Origin of the sequence: Parasphingomonas frigoris, assembly GCF_036663815.1 — a bacterium.
Taxonomy (GTDB): Bacteria; Pseudomonadota; Alphaproteobacteria; order Sphingomonadales; family Sphingomonadaceae; genus Sphingomonas.
Genome location: NZ_JAXOJQ010000002.1, coordinates 305,242 through 324,380, shown reverse-complemented (window position 1 = coordinate 324,380; position 19,139 = coordinate 305,242). Strand labels below are relative to the sequence as shown.

The window sequence follows — 19,139 nt, the reverse complement described above, 5'->3', positions numbered from 1 at the left end:
GCCTAAGGTACTGAAAGATATCAGCTACTATGCTAGATACTCTAAGTCTGATCATGCGGGTCGGCGCGTTGATGGGGACCGAAAAAATGCAGGCGGCCTATGCACATGCGATAGAAAGCGGCTACCGGTTCTACAGCTATGGCGACGCCAGCCTGTTGCTGCCGGAAAAGGAGGTGCGTGCGTGATCCCGATACTCCTGCTCGCGCTCCTCGGCCAGGCTGTCGCGCCGCGCCAGCCCGCCGCGACGATCGTCGCCGAACCGGCCGCCTTGTTCATCGCCGCCTGCGACGCCAATGGCGACGGGCGCACCACGCGCGCCGAGCTGACCGCCTGCGTCGCGCGCACCTTTGCCGATGCCGATCCGGGGCATGCCGGGTCGATCGGCTATATCGGCTATAGCGACTGGGCGCTGAAATGGCTCGGTGACCGCAACGCCTTGCCGAGTCCGTACGGCGTCGACAGCGACAATGACAACCGGATCACGCTGTCCGAACTGCAGGCGCAATTCGCGACGCTGTTCGATCGCTTCGATCTCGACAAGGACGGCGCCACCACGCGTGCCGAGCTGATCACGATCCGCAGCGCCGCCGTGCCGCAGGCGGGCGATGGCGGCAAACGCCGCGGCCGGCGCTGAGGTCGCCTGATGTCGCCGCGCTATCGTCTCGTGATCTTCGATTTCGACGGGACGCTGGCCGATAGCGGTGACTGGTTCCTGTCGATCGCCGATCATCTCGCCGAGCGCTTCAAGTTCCGCAAGGTCGCGCCGGACGAGGTTGAGTCGCTGCGCGGCAAGACGTCGAGCGAGGTGATCCGTCATCTCGGCATCCCGCGCTGGAAGCTGCCCGCGATCGGTCGCTACACGCACGACCTGCTCGCGCAGCAGACCGATCGCATCGCCTTGTTCGACGGGATCACGGCGTTGCTCGAGCAATTGGCGGCGAGCGGGGTGCGGATCGCGCTGGTCACCTCCAATGCCGAAGACAATGCACGTGCGATCCTCGGGCCGGCCAATGCCGCGCTGATCGAACGCTTCGAATGCGGTGCATCGCTGTTCGGCAAGGCGCGCCGCTATCGCCGCGTGCTGCGCAAATGCGACATCGCGCAGGACGAAGCGATCTCGATCGGGGACGAGACGCGCGACGTAGTCGCGGCCAAGAAGGTCGGGATCTGCTCGGGCGCGGTGCTGTGGGGCTATGCCAATCGCGACGTGCTCGAGCGGCTCGCGCCGGATCTGCTGTTCGACACGCCCGAACAGCTGCTGCAGCATTTGCTCGGCACGCAGGCGCGGCTGGCCGCGTAACGGAAACGCGTGACTTGCGCGGCCCGCGCGCGCTACCTCATGCCATGTCTACCGCTCCTGCCAGCCTCGCGCCCGAGGATTTCGCCCCGACCCATCACAAGGGCCTGACCTACCCGTTCGGCGGCGCCGAGCCTGGCGCGCACGCGGTGATGACCGTCGCGCCGGGCGTGCGCTGGGTCCGGTTGCACGTTCCCGGGCCACTCAAGCACGTCAATTGCTGGCTGCTCGACGATGAGGGCGGCGTCGCTTTGGTCGACACCGGCATGAACACGACCGAGGCGCGCGACGCGTGGAAGGCGCTGTCGAAGGGGCCGCTCGCGGGCGTGCGCGTGACGCGGATGATCGGCACGCATTTCCACCCCGACCATATCGGGCTGGCCGGCTGGATGTGCGACAAGCACCGCTGCCCGCTGGTGATGACGCGCGGCGAGTGGCTCACCGCGCGGATGCTGGTGGCCGACGCGCGCGATGCGGTGCCCGAGGAGATGCTCGCCTTCTGGCGCGCCGCCGGCTGGGACGACGCACAGATCGCGCATGCGACCGAGCGGGGGTGGGCGGGATTCCGGCGGATCGTGACACCGCTGCCGCTCGGCTATACGCGGATCAAGGATGGCGACACGCTGCGGATCGGCGCGGTCGACTGGCAGATCGTCGTCGGGTCTGGGCATAGCCCCGAACATGCGTGCCTCTACGATCCGACCGGTAAGGTGCTCGTCGCGGGCGACCAGGTGCTGCCGAGGATCAGCCCCAACATCTCGCTCGGCGTGACCGAGCCCGATGGCGATCCGCTCGGCGAATGGTTCGATTCGATCGCGAAGTTGAAGCAGCTGCCCGACGAGGTGCTGGTGTTGCCGGGGCATGGCGACCCGTTCACCGGGCTGCACGCGCGGCTCGACGCGATGGACCGCGAACATCGCGAGCGGCTCGACGAGCTCGAGGTGTTCCTCGCCGAGCCGAAGCGGGCGATCGACTGTTTCGGCCGGCTGTTCCGCCGCGCGATCGGGCCCGATATGCTCGGCATGGCGACGGGCGAGGCGCTCGCGCATGTCCGGCGGCTCGAAGTCGAGGGGCGGGCGGTGCGCACGCTCGAGGACGGCGTGTGGTGGTGGCGCGCAACCTAAATCCTCCCCGTGCCGGGGAGGATCGGCGGGATATCGGCTGCGATAAAAACCCTTATGGTGCGGCGAACGCCTGAATGGCGACTCGCGAGGAGAGAGACCGATGTGTGACGATTTCACCGTAGCCGAGAATGACGCGCATCTCTCCGATCCCTCGCTCACCCGCCGCGGCTTCGCAACGATCGCCGGCGCCGCGGGTCTTGCGATGCTGCTCCCCGCACCCGCCAATGCCGCCAAGATCGCCGGCCGCGACGTCGTGATCGACACGCCCGACGGCAAGGCCGACGCCTATTTCGTCGCGCCCGCGACCGGCAAGGCGCCCGGCGTGCTCGTCTGGCCCGACATCATGGGGTTGCGCCCGGCGTTCCGGCAGATGGCCGACCGGCTCGCGCAATCGGGCTATGCCGTGCTGGTCGTCAACCAATTCTACCGCTCGGTGAAATCGCCGATCATCGCGCCGGGCGAGGATTTTGGGCAGCCCGAGGTGCGCGCCAAGATCATGCCCTATGTCCAGGCGCTCAGCACCGACGGCACGACGCGCGACGCGCTCGCCTTCACCGCCTGGCTCGACGCGCAGAAGCAGGTGAACCGCGCCAAGGGCCTCGCCACCACCGGCTATTGCATGGGCGGCCCGATGGTGATGCGCACCGCGGCCGCCAATCCGGCGCGGGTCCGCGCGGGTGCGACCTTCCACGGTGGCGGGCTCGCCACCGACAAGCCCGACAGCCCGCATCTGCTGATCCCCAAGATGAAGGCGAGCTACCTCATCGCAATCGCCGCGAACGACGACGCGCGCGACCCTGCTGCCAAGGATACGCTGCGCACCGCTTTCGCCGCGGCCAAATTGCCCGCCGAGATCGAAGTCTATGCGGGCACGATGCACGGTTGGACCCCGCCCGACAGCAAGGTCTACAATGCCGCGCAGGCCGACAAGGCGTGGGCGCGGATGCTGGCGCTGTTTGGCAAAGCGCTCTGAGGATTGACGTTTCGGCTCAGTAATGTTCTTCTAATGTTCTTGCTGACCGATTCGGAGACCGATCATGGCGTTGACCTTCTACACCAACCCGATGTCGCGCGGGCGGATCGCGCGCTGGATGCTCGAGGAGGTCGGCGCGCCGTATGAAACGGTCGTGCTCGATTATGCGACAACGATGCGGGCGCAGTCGTATCTGTCGATCAACCCGATGGGGAAGGTACCCGCGATCGTCCATGACGGGCATGTCGTGACAGAGGGCGCGGCGATCTGCGCCTATCTCGCCGATGCGTTTCCCGCGGCCGGGCTCGCGCCGCCGCTGGCCGAACGCGCCGATTATTATCGCTGGCTGTTCTTCGCGGCCGGGCCGGTCGAGCACGCCGTGACCAACAGGTCGCTCGGCGTGACGCCGACCGGCGACCAGCAGCGGATGGCGGGGTATGGGAGTTTCGACCTGATGGTCGATGGGCTCGAAAAGGCGGTATCGGCGAATCCGTATCTGGCGGGCGCGGCGTTCAGCGCGGCGGATGTCTATGCTGGATCGCAAGTCGCGTGGGGCGTGATGTTCGGCTCGCTGCCGAAGCGCCCGGCGTTCGAAGGCTATCTCGGCCGGATCCTCGCACGCCCGGCGTATACGCGCGCTGGCGAGATCGACGATGCGCTGATCGCGCAAGCGGCGTAGCTTAATTCCTCCCTCGCGCAGCGGGGAACCACGAGCATTCAGCGAATGGTGGAGTGGGGCTCCGCGAGCGGTACGCTTGTGGCGGCCCCCCGCCGGTTCGCGGGGGAGGATTTGGAAGGGGCCGGACGCTTATCGAGCGACCGGCAGGTTCACTCGGTCAACGTCAGCTTGGCCAGTAGGAACGCCGGCATCGGTCCGTTCCAGCCGCCATCGTCGACGGCGTCGACCGGCTCGATCTGGTTGACGACCTCGACGCGCGGCGCATCGGTCTCTCGGACCGGGCGCGTATCACGCGGGGGTCGCGAAGCGCGGCTGCTGCGCTCCTCGCGCGCTGGGCGCTCTTCACGCGCCGCACGCTCCTCGCGAGCAGGCCGCTCTTCACGGGCAGGCCGCTCCTCACGCGCGGGACGCTCGGCCCGCGGCGCACGCTCTTCGCGCGGTGGGCGGGCGTCGCGGGCAGGGCGCTCGGCCTCGACCGGAGCCGCGGCCTCGACCGGCGCGGCGTCGGGCTTGCCCGCCGCCTTGGGACGACGCCGCGCCTTGGTCGCAGCGCGCGGCGCTTCGGCGTCGTCGGACGCAGCGACCGGCGCTTCGCCCGCTTCATAGCGCTCGATCTTCAAACCGGTCAGCTTCTCGATATTCTGGATGTTCTCGACGTCGTCGGGCGTCGCGAAGGTGAAGGCGATCCCCGTCGCGCCCGCGCGGCCGGTGCGGCCGATGCGGTGGACGTAATCGTCGGGATGCCACGGCGCGTCGAAGTTGAAGACGTGGCTCACGCCCTTCACGTCGATCCCGCGCGCCGCCACGTCGGAGGCGACGAGGATGCTGACCTCGCCCTTCTTGAAGCGGTCGAGCTCGGCGATGCGTTGCGATTGCTCCATGTCGCCATGAATCTCGCTCGACGCGAAGCCGGCGCGCTGCAGCGCCTTGTTGAGCTCGCGCACCGTCGTCTTGCGGTTCGAGAAAATGATCCCGGTCTTGACCTCTTCCTGCCGCAGCAGCTCGATCAATTTGTCGCGCTTCTTGGCGGCGGTGACATGCACCAGCCACTGCTTGATGTTGATGTTGGCCGTCGCCGGCCGCGCGACCTCGATCGTCTTGGGATTGGCGAGGAACTTGTCGGCAAGCTTCTTGATCGGCGGCGGCATCGTCGCCGAGAAGAGCAGCGTCTGCCGCGTCTTGGGCAGCTTGGTGCAGATTTCCTCGATGTCGGGGATGAACCCCATGTCGAGCATCCGGTCGGCCTCGTCGATCACCAGCATCGAACAGCCCGTCAGCAGGATCTTGCCGCGTCCGAACAGGTCCATGAGGCGCCCCGGCGTCGCGATCAGCACGTCGACGCCCTTTTCGAGCGCGGCGGTCTGGTCGCCCATCGACACGCCGCCGATCAGCAGCGCCATCGAGAGCTTGTGATACTTGCCGTATTTCTCGAAATTCTCGGCGACCTGCGCGGCGAGTTCGCGCGTCGGCTCAAGGATCAAGGTGCGGGGCATCCGAGCGCGCGACCGGCCCTCGCCAAGGATGTCGATCATTGGCAGCACGAACGCGGCGGTCTTGCCGGTGCCAGTCTGGGCGACGGCGACGAGGTCGCGGCCCATCAGGATCGAGGGGATCGCGCTCGCCTGGATCGGAGTCGGCTCGGTATAGCCCGACTCGTTGACGGCGCGCTGGAGTTCGTCGGAAAGGCCGAGATCGGCAAAGGTCATGCGGTGTCCGGAAAAAGCGCCGGGGCGAGAGCGCCCACGAACAGCGAAAAGCGCTTGCGGATTAAGGCGCGAATGTCAAGAAAAAGGGCATGGTTCGGCTCATCGCCGCACGACGACACGCCGAAAACGCTCGATCTTGCACGCGCTGCCCGATCGCGCGCGGATCGAATCGCGGTCGGAACAGACCAACCCGTCCGATGTGCCCTTTACGTACAGTCCGGAATAGAAGTCGAGCGCGGGGCAGTCGTCATTCAACTCGGCGCGCAGCCGCGTCCCGTCGGCAACGAATAGGTCGACGCTGTCCCCACCGGTGATCATCGCCCCTTCGAGTGCCCCCATCGGAACGCATTTCGGCCCCTTCTTGGTGGTCAGGCGCTGATCGACCGGCTCGGAGCGCAGATCGCGCCGCCCGCCGAGCACGCGCGGAATGCGAATGACGATGCGCTGGTGGATCGTCAGCTGCGCGAGTTCGACGCGGTCGATCGACTCCACCTGGGCCGAAGCGGCCGGGGCGAGCGCGAGCAACAGGGCAGTGGGAAGGACGAGGTTCGGCATCGGCTACGCGGGGTTACCATAGAGGCTTGAACAACGGATGAATTGGCGGCGGTACGGCGCCGATGCTAGAGGCTGCCGGCATGACCATGATACAGCCGAGTCCGCGCCAGACCAGCCTCATCGACGCGGTTCGCGCGGCCTTGGGCGACAAAGCAGTGATCACCGATCCCGCCGACATCGCGCCGTGGCTCGACGACTGGCGCGGGCGCTATCATGGCGCCAGTCCCGCGATCCTCGCGCCGGCGTCGACGCCCGACGTCGCGACGATCGTCCGGCTCGCTGCCGAGCGTGACGTTCCGCTCGTCCCGCAAGGCGGCAATACCTCGATGGTCGGCGGTGCGACGCCGCCCGCCGATGGCTCGGCGCTGATCGTTTCGCTGCGGCGGATGAACCGGATCCGCTCGATCGATCGCGCCGCCGGGCTGGCGGTCGCCGAAGCCGGGGTGATTCTCGCCGATCTCCACGCCGCGGCCGAGGCGCAAGGGCTGCGCTTTCCGCTGACGCTCGGCGCGCGTGGCAGCGCGACGATCGGCGGGCTCGCCTCGACCAACGCCGGCGGCACGCAGGTGCTGCGCTTCGGCACGATGCGCGGGCTGGTCGCCGGCGTCGAGGCGGTGCTTCCGAGCGGCGAGATCCACGACGGGCTGGCCGCGCTGAAAAAGGACAATCGCGGCTACGATCTCGACCATCTGCTGATCGGCGCCGAGGGCACGCTCGGCATCCTCACCGCGGTCACGCTGCGGCTCTATCCGGCGATCGCGCAGCGCGCGGTGGCGTGGGTCGGGCTCGCCGATCCCGAGACTGCGCTGGCCTTGCTGCGCCGGCTCGAGCGGCAGACCGACACGATCGAGAGTTTCGAGATCGTCTCGGGCGATTCGCTCGCGCAGGTGCTCGCGCATATCCCGGGCACGCGGTCGCCACTGAACGGACTCCATCGCTGGCACGTGCTGATCGAAGCGACCGCGACCGACCCCGCCGCCGAATCGCCCGCGCTCCTGCTCGAGCGGCTGCTGGCGCCGGCGCTGGCCGACGGGCAGGTGGCCGACGCGACGATCGCCGCGTCCGAAGCGCAGGCCGACGCCTTCTGGCGGATCCGCGATTCGCTGTCCGAGGCCGAGCGCGCGAGCGGGCCGGCGGTGCAGCACGACATTTCGGTCCCCGTGGCGACGATGCCGCGCTTCATGGTCGAGGCCGCCGCTGCCGCCGAGGAGCGTTTTCCCGGCAGCCATGCGACCGCTTTCGGCCATCTCGGTGACGGCAACGTCCACTTCCACGTACGCGCGCCCGCCGGGGTCGATCCGGTGCGCTGGTATGCTGAAGAGGCGCCGGTGGTGACGCGCTTCGTCCACGATCTCGTCGTCGCGTCGGGCGGGTCGATCTCGGCCGAACATGGCATCGGGCAGATGAAGCGCGCCGAACTCGCGCGGCTGTCGTCGCCGGCGCGAATGACCGCGTTACGCGCGGTCAAGACCGGGCTCGACCCCAAGGGTCTGATGAACCCCGGGAAACTGCTCGGACTTGCGGAAAACCCTGGCGCACCATAGAGCCAGCGACCATCCGGCGTAGCAACCGCAGCGCTTTCACGTTCGATGGAGAATCCCGATGGCCAGCGCGCCGCAATCGCTTCCGCTCTTCTATAACGCGCTCGAGCCGCTTTCGAGCGAGACGCATGCCGCGTTCAAGATGCGGATGCTCGACAGCGCGCCGTTCCTTGTCGGACAGCACGCCATTCCGATCACCGTCGACGAATTCGTCGCGGCGCAGCGCACGCTGCCGATCGTCTTCACCAGCGGCGACGACGCGATCCCGATCGCGCTGATGGGCCTCAATGAAGGCGTCAACGTCTTCATCGGTGACGATGGCAAGCTGACCGAAGAGCAGGTCTATGTGCCCGCCTACGTGCGCCGCTATCCCTTCATGCTCGCCCGCCTGCGTCCTGACGCCGACGAGCTGTCGCTCTGCTTCGACCCGACCAGCGAGGCGATCGGCGCCTATGACGACGGCGAGGCGCTGTTCGCTGAGGGTAAGCCGACCGACATCGTCCAGAACCTGCTGAGCTTCAACGAGCAGTTCGAGCAGGCCGGCGCGCGCACCGCCAACTTCATGAAGGAGCTGCGCGAGATGGACATCCTGATGGAGGGTGAGGTCACGCTGCAGGTCGAGGGCAACGAGAACCCCTTCATCTATCGCGGCTTCCAGATGATCAACGAAGAGAAGCTCAACGATCTGCGCGGCGACCAGCTGCGCAAGATCCAGAAGTCGGGCCTGCTCCCGCTGATCTACGCACATCTCTTCTCGCTCTCGACGCTGCCGCAGATCTTCGATCGCCAGGTGCGTCTGGGCAAGGCACCGGTGCCGCAGCTCATCAACTGATGGCGCGCAGCGCGATCGTCCGGATCGATCGTTATCCGCGCGGCGCGATCTGGTTCCACTGGATCACCGCCGCGTTGATCGTGGTCAATCTGGCGATCGGGCTGCTCCACGAATCGCTGCTCGACGGGGTTGCCGGTGCAATCCCGCTGCACAAGTCGATCGGCCTGACCGTCCTGGTGCTGACGATCGGCCGAATCGGCTGGCGGCTGGCGCATCGCGCGCCACGCCTGCCGATCGGCCTGCCGCGCTGGGAGCGGGTGGCGGCGCGCCTCAGTCACGGCACTTTTTACGCCTTGCTCCTGGGACTGCCGCTGACCGGCTGGGCAATGGGGTCGGCCGGGCCCGAGGCGCGCTATCCGACGCACTGGTTCGGGCTTTTCACAGTGCCCGCGCTGCCGGTCTCGCGGCGGATCGCCGCGGCCGGCGACGGCGCGCACGGTGTGCTCGGATATGCGATGGTCGGCTTGCTGATCGTCCACGTCGCCGCCGCGCTGCGGCATCACTTCGTGCTGCACGACGGAGTGCTGACGGGGATGATGCCGGGGGGCCGAGCGCGCGACGCCCAAGAATTGTAACGAACTGTCGCAGGCGCCGATTTTGCTCTTGAAGGCCCAAAAGCGCCCCCCTATATCCCTCGTACGCGGACCCGTGTTCCCCCCTTTCGCGGGACCGCGCGGCGCCCTTTCAGGGCGCCTCCTCCCTGAACCTTGGCCACCGCGTGCTGCATTGCACGCGGTGGTTTTTTTATTCGGCAGCGAGTGCGGTGGGCGCCCGCGCTTCCTCGACAAGCCCGTCGATCACCTGCCGCAGCAGCCGCGCCATCGCCGGCACGCCGTCGCCCGGCGCATCGCCTGCCGGATCGAGGTAGAGCGTGCGGTCGAACTCGATCTGAATCGCATGGATGCCGCTCGCCGGGCGCGCCTGCGTGTCGAGAATATGCCCGCCGGCGTAGGGCGCGTTGATCGCGACCTGCAGCCCCGCCGCCGTCACCACGCGCGCGGTCGTCGCGACAAAGCGCGTGGCTGCGCTGCGCCCGAAACGGTCGCCGAGCACGATCTGCGGCTGCCCGGAGCCGAGCGTCGGCATAGAGTGCACGTCGAGCAGCACCGCGGTGCCGAAGCGCGCGTGCGCCGCGTCGAGCGCGGCCTTCAGCGCGGCGTGATAGGGGCGATGATCGTCGCGGATCCGCGCCGCGACATCATAGGCGTCGAGCCGCCGACGCCACAGCTCGCCCGCCCCCGCGACGCGGCGCGGCACCAGGCCGAGACCACCGCGCAGCTTGGCAGTGGCAAGCGGCTGCGCGGTCCAGCTGGCGCCTTCGTCGATCGCCGGGTCGCGCTCCTGCTCGGATCGGTTGAGATCGATCCAGGCGCGTGCGCGCCGCTGGATCAGCATCGTCTCGCCTGCATGGGCGGCGAGCGCGACGACGTCGATGTGGCGGTCCTCGAGCACGGTCACTGCTTGCAGTGGCACCCGTAGCGCGGCGCGCAACGCGGGCGGATAGTCCCGCCCGGCATGCGGCACCGACACCACCACCGGGCCGGCGGGCGGATCGGCGCCGAAGCGCTCGAACGAGGGGAATTGGGACGCCATTCGCGTTGATCCTAGCATAATTGCGGGGCGACCCGGCTGGAAAATGTTAAGGCCTTCGCGCATAGGATGATGCGACCACGGGCAAAGGCTCGTCAGGGCAGGATTTTTGCATGATACGGATTTTGCTCGCCGAGGATGACCGCGTGATGCGCGACTATCTGACGCGCGCGCTCGAGCGATCGGGCTATGCGGTGGTGGCGGTCGATCGCGGGACGGCGGCGATTCCGCTGCTCGAGGGCCAGCATTTCGACCTGTTGCTCACCGACATCGTCATGCCCGAGATGGACGGCATCGAACTGGCGCAGAAGGCCAGCGAGATTGCCCCCGATCTGCGCGTGATGTTCATCACCGGCTTCGCTGCGGTCACGCTCAAGGCCGGCAAGGCGATGCCGCAGGCGCGCGTCTTGTCCAAGCCGTTCCATCTGCGCGATCTCGTGCTGGAGGTCGATCGGCTGTTCGAAATGGAGCGGGTGAGCGACAATATCTAAAAAGCGTGTCGGCGGCGCTTGCGCGAGGCGAAAGGCTTCGCTAAAGCCCGCCCCTCGCTACGGCCAACGCCGCAGCGACGTGGGCGTGTAGCTCAGTGGTAGAGCACTGTGTTGACATCGCAGGGGTCGCAAGTTCAATCCTTGCCACGCCCACCATTAAAGGCCCTGATACCGCGGCGCGGTGTCGGGGCTTTTTTGTTTTTGGCGAGCGTTTGACCGCGCTGCCGCGACCCGGCATCTGGTGGGCATGACCAGCTATCCGCTTTCCCGTCGTGACGCGCTGACCGGCCTGGCGGCCGCAGCCGTCGCCACCGCCGTGCCCGTGCGGGCCGCGACCGCCGCTGCCGGATCGGGGGCGGCATTGGCGTTGCTCGATCGGCTGGCGTGGGGATTGCTCGCGCTCGACCCGGCGCGCGCGACCGAGCTCGGCGTCGACACCGGCGCGCATGCCGCGCTGCGTGGCAAGCTCGAGGATCGCTCGCCCGCGGGTGTGGCCGCGAAGCAGCGCTTTCTCACCGACGCGCTGTCGCAGCTCGCGCGCTTGCCGCGCGGCGGGCTCGACCCGGCGCTGCTGACCAGCGTTGCGGTCACCGAAAGCGCGTTCCGCACCGCGCTCGACGGGATGGCGCTGCCCTACGGCGTCGCGACGATCGGCAATTGGCGCAACACGCCCTACGGCGTCGTGCAGAATGTCGGCAGCTGGATCGACGTCCCACAGATGCTCGACGGCGACCAGCCGTTGCGTACCGCCGCCGATGCCGAGGCCTATCTCGCACGGCTCGCGGCGACGCCGGCGCAGCTCGATGGCGAGACGGTGCGGATCCGCGCGGCGCGGCTGAAGGGGCTCGTTCCGCCGTCCTTCCTGCTCGACAAGACGATCGTCGGGATGACGCGCACGATCGCCGAGGCTGGGCAGCCAAGCGGTGCGCTGATCGGTCCGCTCGCGCGCAAGACGCAGGCGATTGCGGGCGCGTGGGCCGAGCGTGCCGGCGCGATCGTGCGCAGCGCGATCGTCCCGGCGCTCGAGCGGCAGCTTGCCGAACTGCGGCTGCAGCGTGCGGTGGCGACCGATACCGCCGGGCTCGGCACGCGTCCGCATGGTGCCGAATGGTATGCCTGGGGCCTGCGCGCGGGCACGACGACGCGCCGCAGCCCGGCCGAGATCCACGCGATCGGGGTTGCGCAACTGGTCGAGCTGCAGAAGCAGATGGACGTCATCCTCCGCGGGTTCGGGCTGACGCAGGGCAGCGTCGCCGAACGCGCCGCGGCGCTGCAGGCACGGCCGGGGATGGGCTTCCCCAATAACGACGAAGGCCGGCGCCAGATCGTCGCCTATATGCAGGGCAAGATCGACGCGATCCGCCCGCGCCTGCCGCGCGCGTTCCGCAAATTGGTGAAGGGCAATCTCGAGATTCGCCGCATGCCGCTCGCGCAGGAGGCGGGGGCGCCGGCGGCCTATGGCGGGCCGGGGTCGCTTGACGGATCGGTGCCGGGCAAGATCTGGGTCAATCTCGGCGACCCCGCGATCCACAACCGCGTGACGATCCCCGATCTGGTGTTTCACGAGGGCATTCCCGGGCACGTCTGGCAGGGCGAATATGCGCAGCAATTGCCGTTGATCCGCTCGATCCTCGCCTTCAACGCCTATACCGAGGGCTGGGCGCTTTATGCCGAGCAGCTCGCGGACGAGCTCGGGATTTACGACGACGATCCGGCGGGCCGGCTCGGCTATTTGATGGGGCTGTCGTGGCGCGCGGTGCGGCTCGTGGTCGATACCGGCATCCACGCGCTGGGCTGGACGCGCGAGCGTGCGCTCGCCGAATTCATCGCCGCGACCGGGCTGCCGCGGACCAATGCGGCGAGCGAGGTCGATCGCTATTGCGCGTGGCCGGGGCAGGCGTGCGGCTACAAGCTCGGCCAGACCGAGATCGTCGCGCAGCGCGAGCGCGCCAAGGCGGCGCTCGGCGCGCGCTTCGATCTGCGCGATTTCGACCAGGCGGTGGTCGAGGGCGGCAATGTCCCGCTCGACGTGCTCGCACAGAATGTGTCGCGTTACGTAGCGGCGGCGAAAGGCTAGCGCAGGCGAGGCGCTCCCCGATTTGACGGGGGCGTAACAACAGCTCTTGCACCGGGGCGCGAAGTCGGAGCATGCGACGGGCATGCGGTGTCTTCTTTCCCTTTGCACGACCGTGGCGATGTTCGGGCTCGCCGCTCCGGTCGCCGCGCAGGAGAGCGGCGGACCGCCGGTCGCGATGAGCTTCGATGCCGCGTCGCAGACGCTGTCGCGCGGGTCGCGCGCGCTGAGCGGCGCCGATCATCAAGTTCGCGCGGCGCAGGCGACCGCGGATTCGCTGAAGGCGCTGTCGCGCCCGGTGGTGTCGGCCTCGGCGAGCTTCGTCGAATATCAAAAGACGCTGTCGCTCGACCTGTCGGGGGCGAAGAATGGCGTGACGAGCGCGACGAGCGACTTCCTCGCCGGGCTGCCGGGACAATTCCCGCCGGGCTTCCAGGAGATCGTCAGCCAGGTGACACAGCGCGTCGGGACCGCGCTGCCCGGGCTGCTGTCGGCGATTCCCGATACGCTGCGGCTACAGACGCGCGATTCTGCGTTCCGGCCGACGGTGACCGCCGCGCTGCCGCTCTACACCGGCGGCGCGATCCCGGCGATCCAGCGCGGCGCGAGCGCGGCGGTGGGGATCGCGCAGGCGAGCCAGGCGCAGGCGCAGGACTTCGCCCAGCTCAACCTGGTGCGCACCTATTTCGGCCAGCAGGTCGCGGCGCAGCTCGTCGCCTCGACGCGTGCGACGCGCGACGGGCTCGACCGCCACCTCTCCGATGCGCGCAAGCTCGAGCAGCAGGGCGTGCTGTCGCATGCCCGCGTGCTCGAGGTGCAGGTCGCGCGCGACGCCGCCGACCGCGCCTTCCTGCGCGCCGAGCTCGAGGCGGTGACCGCGCGCGACACGCTCGCGCGGCTGCTCGACGCCGAGGGTGGGGTGCAGCCGACCACCGCTTTGTTCGTCAACGCCGCGCCGCTGCCGCCCAAGGCGCAGTTCCTCGCCGGGCGCGACCAGCCGCAGGCGAAGGGCGCCGATGCGGCGCGCGCGGTCGCGGCGGCGGGGGTCGATCTCGCCCGCTCGCGCTATCGGCCGCAGGCGTTTGCGTTTGGGGAGTATAATCTCAATCGTAACGACGCCTTGCCGACCGAGCCTGATTGGATCGCGGGAGTCGCGGTGCGGATGACGTTGCTGTCGAACATCGACCGACGGCGCACGCTCGACGCCGCGCACGAGCGCGAGCGTGCGGCGGCGGATGCGGCGGCCGAGGTGCGCAAGACGATCGCGACCGAGACGATCCGCGCCTACGACCTCGCCGAAACCGCGCGGCAGACGTTCCTCTCGCTCGACAGCAGCGTCGCGGCGGCGGAGGAGAATCTGCGCGTCCAGCAGCTGTCGTTCCGCGAGGGCGAGGCGACCTCTGCGACGGTGATCGACGCGCAGGCGGCGATCGCGACGGTGCGCACGCAGCGCATCGCCGCGGCCTACGAATATGATCTCGCGCTGGCCGGCCTGCTCGTCGCCAGCCATCAGTTCGACAGCTTCGGCGGCTATCTCGCGCGCGCCGACCATCGATTGGCCCCCTGATCCCATGACCGACCAGTCCCCCGAGACGCCCCCCGCAAAGCGCAACCTCCGCCTGCTCGGCTATATCGCGCTGGTGATCGTGCTGGTCCTGCTCGCAATCGGCCTGTGGCTCGCCAGCCGGCCCGCGCCCGAGCAGTTGCAGGGGATGGTCGATGCCGACGAGGTCAATGTCGCGACCAAGGCGCTCGCGCGGGTCGACCGTTTGTTCGTCGACGAAGGCGCGCGGGTGACGGCGGGGCAGGTGCTCGCCCAGCTGTCGAGCCCCGAGATCGCTGGTGGCCAGAAGCAGGCGGCGGGCGCGCTGCAAAGCGCGCAGGCGGTCCAGTCCGAGACCGAGCAGGGCGCGCGCGCGGAAGATGTCGCCAGCGTCAAGGCGGTGTGGCTCGCCGCGCAGTCGGTCGCCAATCTCGCGCAGGTCACGCGGCGTCGCACGGAGAATCTCTACGCCGAGGGTGTCGTCGCCGCGCAGCGGCGCGACGAGACGGTCGCGGCGCAGCTCAGCAGCGCGCGGCAGGCCGAGGCGGCCCGCCAGCAATATCTGAAGGCGCTGGCTGGGGCACGCCCGCAGAACAAGGCGGTCGCGGCGGCGCAGGTCGACATCGCGCGCGCCGCGCTCGACACCGCCACCGCGCTCGGCGGCGAGACGCGGCTGGTGTCGCCGATCGCGGGCGAAGTGTCGCGCAAGCTCGTCCAGCCGGGCGAAGTGGTGAGCCCGATCGTCCCGGCCTATCAGGTGATCGACGTCGAGCATCCGTGGGTGTCGCTGACGGTGCGCGAGGACCAGTATCGCGGGATCGCGATGGGCAAGGTGCTGACCGGCAGCGTGCCCGCGCTCGGCCAGAGCGTGGCGTTCCGCGTCTACAGCATCGCGCCGCGCGGCGATTTCGCGACATGGCGCGCGACGCGGCAATCGTCGGGCTATGACGTGCGCGCATTCGAGGTGCGCCTGCGCCCGGTGCAGCGCGTGGCGACGCTGCGGCCGGGCATGAGCGTGTTGTTCGACTGGCCGCAATGAGCGCGTTCGGCCGCGCGCTGTCGGCGGAGCTGGCCTATCTGCGCCGCAGCCGCTGGGACCTGGCGATGCTGACAGTGATGCCCGCGCTGCTGCTGTTCGTGATGGGCGCGATGCTGTTCGGCGGTGTCGCGCGCGACCTTCCGATCGCGGTGGTGGACCATGACGGCACGAGCGCGAGCCGCACGATCCTGCGCGCGGTCGATGCGTCGCCGGCGGTGCGCGTGGTCGCGGTCGGCGACGATCTGCGCGCGGCGCTGACGCTGGTGCGGCGCGAGCAGGCGTGGGCGATCCTCGAGATCCCGCGCGGCGTCGGCAGCGGGCTCGCGCGCGGCACCGCGCCGGCGCTGCACATCCGCTATCAGGCGAGCTTCCTGTCGACCGGCACGCAGGCGCTGCGCGGCATATCGGGCGCGACCAGCGCGGCGTCGGCCGAGCTGACCAGCGCACAGTTGAGCGCGCATGCGCTGCCAATCCCGCGCGTGACGCCGCTCACCGTGCAGGTGACCGCGCTCTACAATGCGCCGACGAGCTTCGAATGGTATCTGCTCGCTTTGGTCGATCCCGCAGTGCTCCATCTGCTGACCGCCTGCGTCACCGTGATGGCGCTCGGTCGGGAACTGCGCGGGAAATCGCTCTCTGCCTGGGCCCGTGAAAGCGGGGGCGTGTTGCCCGCGCTGGTCGGCAAGCTGCTGCCGTACGTGGCGGCGATGACGCTGTGGGGCGCAATCTGGCTGCTCTATCTTACGCTCGCGCGCGGCTGGCGGGTCGAGGGCAGCATCGCACTGATCATGCTGGGGCAGGGGCTGCTCTATGCCGGCACCGCGGCGATTTCGGCGCTGCTCGTCGCCGTCACGCGCGAGACCGCGACGGGGCTTTCGGCCAGTGCGGTCTATGGGGGATCGGCGCTCGCTTTCTCGGGCGCCACGCTGCCGCTCGATGGGGGCAGCCTGTTCGCGCGCTTCATCAGCGCGGCGCTGCCGCTGACGCATTACATCGCGCTGCAGATGGGGCAGTTCAGCGGCGACCTCGTCGGTAGCGCAGTGCCGTCGCTTGCCGCTCTGCTGGCCTACAGCATCGTCGCCGGCGGCATCGCCGTGCTCGCGATCCGGCGCGGCGCGGGCGGCGCGGCATGAGCTTTCGCGACGGCTTCGAGGGCACGTGGCGCGCGGTGCTGACCTCGCGCACGCTGGTCAGCACGATGCTGCTCGCGGTCGTGCTCTACGCTTTCTACTATCCGGCGCCCTACGCGCACGAGAGCGCGCAGCGCCTGCCGGTGCTGGTGATCGACCAAGAGGATAGCAGCCTGACGCGCGAGGTGCTGCGCAACCTGTCGGCGACGCGCGAGGTGCGCATTATCGACCGCGTCCCCGACATGCGCGAGGCGCAGCAGCGGATGCGGCGCGGCGAGGCCGACGGCGTGATCCTGCTGACGCGCGGCGTGACGCGCAGCCTGTTGACCGGCGCGCCGGGGGGCGGCGTCGGCGTGTGGGTGAAGGCAGCGTATCTGCTGCGCGCGAGCGCGATCGGCGAGGGGGTGAGTGCGGCGATCGCGGGCGCGGCGGAGGATCGCATCGGCCCCGCCGCGCGCGCCTTCGGGCTGCGCGCGCCGGTGCGCGTGATCCAGGAGCCGCTGTTCAATGCGAGCGCGGGCTACAAGGACTATGTCTTCCCGGCGGTCGCGAGTGTGATCCTGCAGCAGACCCTGCTGTTCGGCGCGGCGACCTTCACCGCCGGGCGGCGCGAGCGCGGCGATCCGCGGATGAGTCGCGCGGAGTTTGCCGGAACCTGGGCGGCGATGACGCTGATCGGGGTGATCGGGGCGTTCTTCTATTTTGGCATCGTCTTCTGGGTGCAGGACGTGCCGCGCGGCGGCAACGTGCCCGCCTTGCTGCTGACGGTGCCGCTGTTCGCTGCGGCGGTTGCGGCGCTCGGGCTGTTCCTCGGCACGCTGTTCGACCGCGCGGAGCGCGCGACCGAGGTGCTGGTGCCGACCTCGGTCGTCCTGTTCTTCCTGACCGGATCGGCATGGCCGCTCGACCAGATGCCGCGCTGGCTGGCGACGCTGTCGCATCTCGTCCCCTCGACACTTGCCGTGCACATCTTCGTACCGCTCAACCAGATGGGGGCGCGGCTGTCGGACGTGATCGGGAATGTCGTGCTGATGGCGGTGCTGGTGGTGGTCTACGGACTGTGCGCGGCGTGGCGGATGACGGGGAGGCGGCATCGAGGGAGTCCAGCGCAATCCGTTCGTTTCGAGCGAAGTGGAGAAACCTGAGGCCGCGCGTGCAGCGGTTTCTCGACTTCGCTCGAAACGAACGGAGGGGGGAGCTGCGGCCGGCAGCAGGAAGGCTGCGCGGAGCCCGGGTGCCTTCATCACCATTCCCCGTTCGCCCTGAGTCTGTCGGAGGGCACCTCTCCCCACGGTGCCGGCCGGCGTGCGGCGAGCAGGGCTTCGACAGGCTTGGCCCGAACGGATTTGTGTCATCGCACGAAAGCGAGCACCCGCCCTAGGCCGGCGGCGTCTCGCGCCGCTTGACCGAATAACGGTCCCACATCGTCAGGAACAACGCCGCCGCGACCGGCCCGATCACCAGCCCGTTGAAGCCGAACGAGGCGACCCCGCCGAGCGTCGTCAGCAGGACGAGCGCGTCGGGGATTGCGGTCTCGCGCCCGATCAGGATGGGCCGCAGGATATTGTCGACCGATCCGATCACCAGCAGCCCGGCGAGCGCCAGCACGATTCCTTGCCAGATCGACCCGGTCGACAGCAGATAGATCGCCATCGGCACCCACACCAAGCCGGTGCCGATCGCGGGGAGCAGTGCGGCGATCGCCATCACGATCGCCCACAGCAGCACGTTGGGCACGCCGAGCGCCGCCATGATCATACCGCCGACCGCACCCTGCGCGATCGCGACAAGCAGACCGCCCTTCACCGTCGCGCGCACCACCTTGACGAAGCGGTCGGCGATCGCGTCGCGATCGTCGGCGGCAAGCGGCACGGCCTTGCTGATCCGCGCGGCGAAGTCTTTGCCGTCGCGCAGCAGGAAGAAGGTGAGATAGAGCATCACCGAGAGCGACAGGGCGAAGCTCGCCGCATCCTGCCCGATGCTGAACGCTTGGCCGAGCACCGCGCGGAACTGCGTGGCGAGACCGGCCGAGATCTTGTCGCGCAATTCGCCGAAGCTCGTCACGCCGCTGCGCTCGAGCAGGCCGCGTATCCACTCGGGGAGCAGCGCATGCGCTTGCTCGAAGCTGCGCGCGACATCGATCTGGCCCGACTGGATGCGGGCGAACAGCGACCCCGCCTGGTCGATCACGATCGACAGCAGCCAGAAGGTCGGCAGGATGACGAGCGCGGCGATCGCCAGCACGCTGAGCAAGGCGGCGGTGTTGCGTCGCTCCGGCCAGGCGCGGAGCAGCCGGGCATTGAGCGGCGCGAACAGGATAGCGGCGACGAGCCCCCACAGGATCGCCCCGAGGAACGGCAGCAGCGCCCACACGAAGACCGCCGAGATTGCGCAGAGGGCAACGAAGAAGCCGCGATTCTCGAGAATGTGCCGGTCGGAAAACATGGCGTCTGTCAGCTCCTGTTGCGATCGCCCGGTCGCGGGGGGTAGTATGGCAGGTGTCGCGAGGCGTGACGACCGTCTCGATGTGCGGCCGAACACGCCAGACCGGGTCGACACACGCCG

Annotated in this window: 18 protein-coding genes, 1 tRNA gene and 1 pseudogene; 16 read left to right on the top strand and 4 right to left on the bottom strand. The window is 68.8% G+C overall.

Translation table 11 applies throughout. The features are described 5' to 3' along the window. Positions 1-44: 44 nt before the first annotated feature. The 6 genes and pseudogenes from U1872_RS06885 to U1872_RS06860 all read left to right on the top strand — a co-directional run. A pseudogene (locus U1872_RS06885) lies at positions 45-185 on the top strand (S-adenosylmethionine:tRNA ribosyltransferase-isomerase); the annotation flags it as partial. Next, entirely contained in the window at positions 182-634 is a 453-nt protein-coding gene (locus U1872_RS06880; protein WP_332792147.1) for an EF-hand domain-containing protein, read from the top strand. The pseudogene U1872_RS06885 and the gene U1872_RS06880, both read left to right, overlap by 4 nt. A 9-nt stretch (positions 635-643) precedes the next feature. Beyond that, entirely contained in the window at positions 644-1,300 is a 657-nt protein-coding gene (locus tag U1872_RS06875; protein WP_332792146.1) for an HAD hydrolase-like protein, read from the top strand. A 44-nt stretch (positions 1,301-1,344) separates the two neighbouring features. Further along, positions 1,345-2,421 (top strand): MBL fold metallo-hydrolase, encoded by a 1,077-nt coding sequence (locus U1872_RS06870; RefSeq protein WP_332792145.1) that lies wholly within the window; start codon positions 1,345-1,347, stop codon positions 2,419-2,421. Between the two features lie 100 nt (positions 2,422-2,521). Then, on the top strand, positions 2,522-3,394 hold the full coding sequence (locus tag U1872_RS06865; protein ID WP_332792144.1) for a dienelactone hydrolase family protein: 873 nt from the start codon (positions 2,522-2,524) through the stop codon (positions 3,392-3,394). 64 nt (positions 3,395-3,458) lie between these two features. After that, entirely contained in the window at positions 3,459-4,073 is a 615-nt protein-coding gene (locus tag U1872_RS06860) for a glutathione S-transferase family protein (RefSeq protein WP_332792143.1), read from the top strand. A 149-nt stretch (positions 4,074-4,222) separates the two neighbouring features. On the opposite strand, the gene U1872_RS06855 is transcribed toward U1872_RS06860, so the two are convergent. Together U1872_RS06855 and U1872_RS06850 are read right to left on the bottom strand one after the other, a co-directional pair. Next, positions 4,223-5,779 carry a DEAD/DEAH box helicase gene (locus U1872_RS06855; protein ID WP_332792142.1) on the bottom strand — a complete coding sequence of 519 codons (1,557 nt, stop codon included), beginning with the start codon at positions 5,777-5,779 and terminating at the stop codon, positions 4,223-4,225. 99 nt (positions 5,780-5,878) lie between these two features. Further along, positions 5,879-6,334 carry a hypothetical protein gene (locus tag U1872_RS06850; RefSeq protein WP_332792141.1) on the bottom strand — a complete coding sequence of 152 codons (456 nt, stop codon included), beginning with the start codon at positions 6,332-6,334 and terminating at the stop codon, positions 5,879-5,881. An 86-nt stretch (positions 6,335-6,420) separates the two neighbouring features. On the opposite strand from U1872_RS06850, the gene U1872_RS06845 reads away from it, so the two are divergent. The 3 genes from U1872_RS06845 to U1872_RS06835 are packed head-to-tail and all read left to right on the top strand — an operon-like array spanning position 6,421 to position 9,282. After that, positions 6,421-7,878, top strand: a complete 1,458-nt coding sequence (locus tag U1872_RS06845) for an FAD-binding oxidoreductase (protein WP_443025362.1) — start codon at positions 6,421-6,423, stop codon at positions 7,876-7,878. A 58-nt stretch (positions 7,879-7,936) separates the two neighbouring features. After that, positions 7,937-8,707, top strand: a complete 771-nt coding sequence (locus U1872_RS06840; protein ID WP_332792139.1) for a SapC family protein — start codon at positions 7,937-7,939, stop codon at positions 8,705-8,707. Continuing rightward, on the top strand, positions 8,707-9,282 hold the full coding sequence (locus U1872_RS06835; RefSeq protein WP_332792138.1) for a cytochrome b: 576 nt from the start codon (positions 8,707-8,709) through the stop codon (positions 9,280-9,282). The genes U1872_RS06840 and U1872_RS06835 overlap by 1 nt, the downstream gene beginning before the upstream one ends. 169 nt (positions 9,283-9,451) lie before the next feature. Here U1872_RS06835 and U1872_RS06830 read toward each other — a convergent pair whose 3' ends face one another. Then, the gene (locus U1872_RS06830; RefSeq protein ID WP_332792137.1) at positions 9,452-10,300 is read right to left on the bottom strand and encodes an N-formylglutamate amidohydrolase; all 849 of its coding nucleotides are present in this window, start codon (positions 10,298-10,300) and stop codon (positions 9,452-9,454) included. A gap of 110 nt (positions 10,301-10,410) precedes the next feature. Between U1872_RS06830 and cpdR the strand changes: the two genes are divergently transcribed. The 7 genes from cpdR to U1872_RS06795 all read left to right on the top strand — a co-directional run bounded on the left by cpdR (position 10,411) and on the right by U1872_RS06795 (position 17,719). Further along, positions 10,411-10,788, top strand: coding sequence for a cell cycle two-component system response regulator CpdR (gene cpdR, locus U1872_RS06825; protein ID WP_332792136.1), 378 nt, complete (start codon positions 10,411-10,413; stop codon positions 10,786-10,788). A gap of 81 nt (positions 10,789-10,869) precedes the next feature. Beyond that, positions 10,870-10,944: transfer RNA gene (locus U1872_RS06820), tRNA-Val, on the top strand. A 91-nt stretch (positions 10,945-11,035) separates the two neighbouring features. Beyond that, positions 11,036-12,865 carry a DUF885 domain-containing protein gene (locus tag U1872_RS06815; RefSeq protein ID WP_332792135.1) on the top strand — a complete coding sequence of 610 codons (1,830 nt, stop codon included), beginning with the start codon at positions 11,036-11,038 and terminating at the stop codon, positions 12,863-12,865. Positions 12,866-12,983: 118 nt separating this feature from the next. Beyond that, positions 12,984-14,429 carry a TolC family protein gene (locus U1872_RS06810; protein WP_332792134.1) on the top strand — a complete coding sequence of 482 codons (1,446 nt, stop codon included), beginning with the start codon at positions 12,984-12,986 and terminating at the stop codon, positions 14,427-14,429. 4 nt (positions 14,430-14,433) lie between these two features. Beyond that, complete coding sequence (locus tag U1872_RS06805; RefSeq protein ID WP_332792133.1) at positions 14,434-15,444, top strand: HlyD family secretion protein; 1,011 nt, start codon at positions 14,434-14,436, stop codon at positions 15,442-15,444. Continuing rightward, positions 15,441-16,577, top strand: coding sequence for an ABC transporter permease (locus U1872_RS06800; protein WP_332792132.1), 1,137 nt, complete (start codon positions 15,441-15,443; stop codon positions 16,575-16,577). The genes U1872_RS06805 and U1872_RS06800 overlap by 4 nt, the downstream gene beginning before the upstream one ends. Further along, positions 16,574-17,719, top strand: a complete 1,146-nt coding sequence (locus U1872_RS06795; protein WP_332792131.1) for an ABC transporter permease — start codon at positions 16,574-16,576, stop codon at positions 17,717-17,719. Before U1872_RS06800 ends, U1872_RS06795 begins: the two co-directional genes overlap by 4 nt. A 232-nt stretch (positions 17,720-17,951) precedes the next feature. Here U1872_RS06795 and U1872_RS06790 read toward each other — a convergent pair whose 3' ends face one another. Further along, complete coding sequence (locus U1872_RS06790) at positions 17,952-19,019, bottom strand: AI-2E family transporter (RefSeq protein ID WP_332792130.1); 1,068 nt, start codon at positions 19,017-19,019, stop codon at positions 17,952-17,954. Between the last annotated feature and the right edge of the window lie 120 nt (positions 19,020-19,139).